The sequence below is a fragment of the Corynebacterium sp. genome (genome assembly GCF_030152825.1).
Lineage (GTDB): Bacteria > Actinomycetota > Actinomycetes > Mycobacteriales > Mycobacteriaceae > Corynebacterium.
The window spans coordinates 1-3,277 of the sequence record NZ_JASLIP010000087.1 but is presented as its reverse complement, the minus strand read 5'-3'; the positions used below and the strand labels follow the sequence as shown (position 1 = coordinate 3,277).

At 66.8% G+C, this 3,277-nt stretch carries 2 protein-coding genes; one reads left to right on the top strand and one right to left on the bottom strand.

What is annotated here, in order from left to right; translation table 11 throughout:
• Nucleotides 1-236: 236 nt before the first annotated feature.
• Nucleotides 237-1,799 carry a glycerol-3-phosphate dehydrogenase/oxidase gene (locus Q1V78_RS08745; RefSeq protein WP_300613672.1) on the bottom strand — a complete coding sequence of 521 codons (1,563 nt, stop codon included), beginning with the start codon at nucleotides 1,797-1,799 and terminating at the stop codon, nucleotides 237-239.
• A gap of 115 nt (nucleotides 1,800-1,914) precedes the next feature.
• On the opposite strand from Q1V78_RS08745, the gene Q1V78_RS08740 reads away from it, so the two are divergent.
• On the top strand, nucleotides 1,915-3,277 hold a 1,363-nt coding region (locus Q1V78_RS08740), incomplete at its 3' end, for an FAD-binding oxidoreductase (RefSeq protein ID WP_300613674.1).

The window sequence follows — 3,277 nt, the reverse complement described above, 5'->3', positions numbered from 1 at the left end:
GCCGACCGGCGCACATGGACGTGGAAACGATCATGATCAAGCCGATCGACCAGGTCTAAAACAGGGTGCTGGGATAAAAGTTAAAGGGGTACTCTTGAGCCGGAGAGTTACCCTTTAACTCTTAAGGTATAAACCTTGAGGCGAAGGTGAACCCCTTAATCACTAAAGGATGAGTCTTGGCTTGCCTCCCAGGGCGTGAGCCGCAGCCCAGCCCGGCCCGGGGCAGGGGCGCTGGTCTAGTCCTCGATGCCAGCGGCAGCGAGCACCTCGCGCGCCACGGGCTCCGCAGCCGCCCGGTGCTCGGGAACCAGCCCCAGCCGGGTGCGCCGGTCGACAATATCGGACACCGTCCGGGCCCCCTCGTGAGTCACAGCGAAGCTCAACTGCGCCCGCGTGACATCGAGGCCGGGAACCACAGCCTCCGAACCCCGCTCCACCAGGCACGGCGCGGTATCCCGATTATCAGGGCGGTCTGGCGCCCCCACGAGCGGGACGGACTTGGTGATGCATTTCCCGGCCTTCGCCTGCAGCGCGGGGGCCTTCCGCAGCACCGCATCCACGGTCTGCTCCGCCATCAGGCGGTACTCCGTGAGCTTGCCGCCGGTCACGGTGATCATTCCCTCCCGCTCGATGATGGCGTGTTCGCGCGAGAGATCCGCCGTACTCTCCGGGCCAGCGCTAGCGCCCTTGAGCTGCACCAGCGGTCGCAGGCCCGCGAAAGCGCCCAGCACATCCGCGCGGGTCAGCTTGGTGGCCAAGGCCTGGTTCACGACATCGAGGATCCAGTCCACATCCTCCGACGGGGCCTTAGGCACATCCTCCAGCGGGGCGGGCTCGTCGGTGATGCCGATATAGCAGCGCCCCAGCTGGGTCGGCAGAATGAAGCAGAAGCGGTTGGTGGCTCCCGGCACCGGCACGGTGAGAGCCCCGGCTGGGTTCCCCACCTTGGCAGCATCGATCACCAAGTGCGTGCCACGCGATGGCGTGACCGTCACTACCTCATCCAAGCCGCCAGCCCACACGCCGGTGGCATTCACGACGCAGGCCGCGCGAAGCGAGAGCTCCTCCCCGCCGACGTCCAGCACAACCTTGCTGCCAGAGCCATCCGCCGCAGCATCCACCCGGCTTGCCGTCGCGTGGGTCAGCACATCGGCGCCAAAGCCCGCCGCCGTCCGCGCGAGCGCGGTGACCAGGGCGGCGTCGTCGAGCAACTGGCCGTCGTAGTTGAGATAACCGAAGAGCAAACCGTCCCGATCGACCGCCGGGCACAGCTCCGCGACGCGCCGGGCGCTGATCGTGCGGGAGCGCGGCAGCGTACGCGAGGACGTCCCCGCAGCGATCCGGAGAACATCGCCAGCGAGGAATCCGAGGCGGGGGAGAACCCGGTTGAGCAGGGAAAACTTGCGATTCACAGGGACGACCTGCCCCAGGGCACGGGTGAGGTGCGGGGCGGTGACCTCCATGAGGACCCCACGCTCCACGGCGGAACGCCGCGCGATGCTCACGTTGCCGCTGGCGAGGTAACGCAGCCCGCCGTGGGCCAACTTCGAGGACCACCGCGAGGTACCGAAGGCGAGGTCAACCTGGTCCACGAGCAGCACCGAGAGTCCACGGGTCGCGGCGTCCAGCGCGATGCCCGCGCCCGTCACGCCGGCCCCGATCACGATCACGTCGATCTCGGGCGAGCCCGCCGCCACGGCCGGAGAGGCGGCGGACCGGAGGCGTTCCAGCAGCTCAACCCGCCGGGAGGGGGAGAGCGCCGCGCGGGCCGGGTCATAGGTTCCCAAGGGCTTAGTCATACCTTGTAAATTACGCTAAAAAGCGCCGCCGGTTGCGTAGTCTAAGTCCATGAATAAGCAGAAGAAAAGCGCGACAACCAGCACCAGCGATCACCAGTCGCTGCCCACGCCACCCATGGAGTTCAACCTCTGGGGCACCCACGAGGAAGTCAAGCCGCTGTCCCCGTCCATCCAGAAGATGCTGGAGAAAATGCTGGGGGTGACCCCACCCGTGCCGCGCCGGGAAGCGGGCGCCATTCGCCTCTCCACCCCGAAGGTCACCGACGCCGACCGCGAACGTTTCGCCGCCATCGTTGGGGAATCCTTCATTTCCGACGACGCCGACCAGCGCCTGCCCCGCGCGCGCGGGAAAAGCTATCTCGACCTGCTGGATTGGCGCGCAGATAAGGAGATCGCGGCCCCAGATCTGGTCGTCGCCCCTGCCGATGAGGAGCAGGTCCTGGAGATCCTTCGTTACTGCTCCGAGGAGGGAATCGCCGTCGTTCCATTTGGTGGCGGTACCTCCGTGGTCGGCGGGCTGAATCCGGTGCCGGGCACGCACCGGGCGGTGATCAGCCTCGACTTGGGCCGCTTCGACCAGCTGGAGGACGTTGATCCCGTCAGCGGATTGGCCACGTTGGGCGCGGGCCTCTCCGGGCCACAAGCTGAGCTGCTGCTGGCCGAGCACGGCCTGCAGCTAGGGCACTTCCCGCAGTCCTTCCCCTACGCCACGATCGGTGGTTTCGCGGCGACCCGGAGTTCCGGCCAGAACTCGGCTGGCTATGGGCGCTTCGATGCGATGATTCGCGAGCTCACGGTCGTGACACCGAAGGGCATCATCCGGCCTGGTCAGGCCTCTCCCGCGACGGCGGCCGGCCCAAGCCTAAAGGCGCTCTTCATCGGCTCCGAGGGCGCGTTGGGAATCATCACGCGGGTGCGGGTGCGCGTGCACCCGATTCCGGAGACGAAGCTCTACGAGGCCTTTAGCTTCCCCTCCTTCATCGACGGCGCCAACGCCCTTCGCGAAGTCACCCAGACCGGCGCTGGCCCCACCGTGCTGCGCCTGTCCGATGAAATCGAATCCTCCGTGAACCTCACCAGCACCGACAACATCGGGGAGCAGGACGAATCCGAGCACAAGGGCTGCTTGGCGATTACCCTCTTCGAGGGCACCACGCAGCACGCCCAGTCCCGCCACGAGGAAACCCGGGCGATCATGATCCGCAACGGCGGCCAGTCCCTCGGCGAAGGCCCAGCTCGGACGTGGGAGGAAGGCCGTTTCGGCGCACCGGTGCTGCGGGACTCTCTCATCGACGGTGGCGCGCTCTGCGAGACCCTGGAGACGGCGACGGACTGGTCGAACGTCCCACGTTTGAAGAAGGCGGTGGGCAAGGCGCTGTCGACGTCCCTGGTGGAGGACGGTTCCCCGGCGCTCATCATGTGCCACATCAGCCACGTCTACCCGGAGGGCTGCTCCCTGTACTTCACGGTGGTGGGCG

What these genes read in the sequence shown, in the direction of transcription:
- Q1V78_RS08745 (WP_300613672.1), bottom strand. Translation starts at nt 1,799, where the DNA reads ATGACTAAGCCCTTGGGAACCTATGACCCGGCCCGCGCGGCGCTCTCC.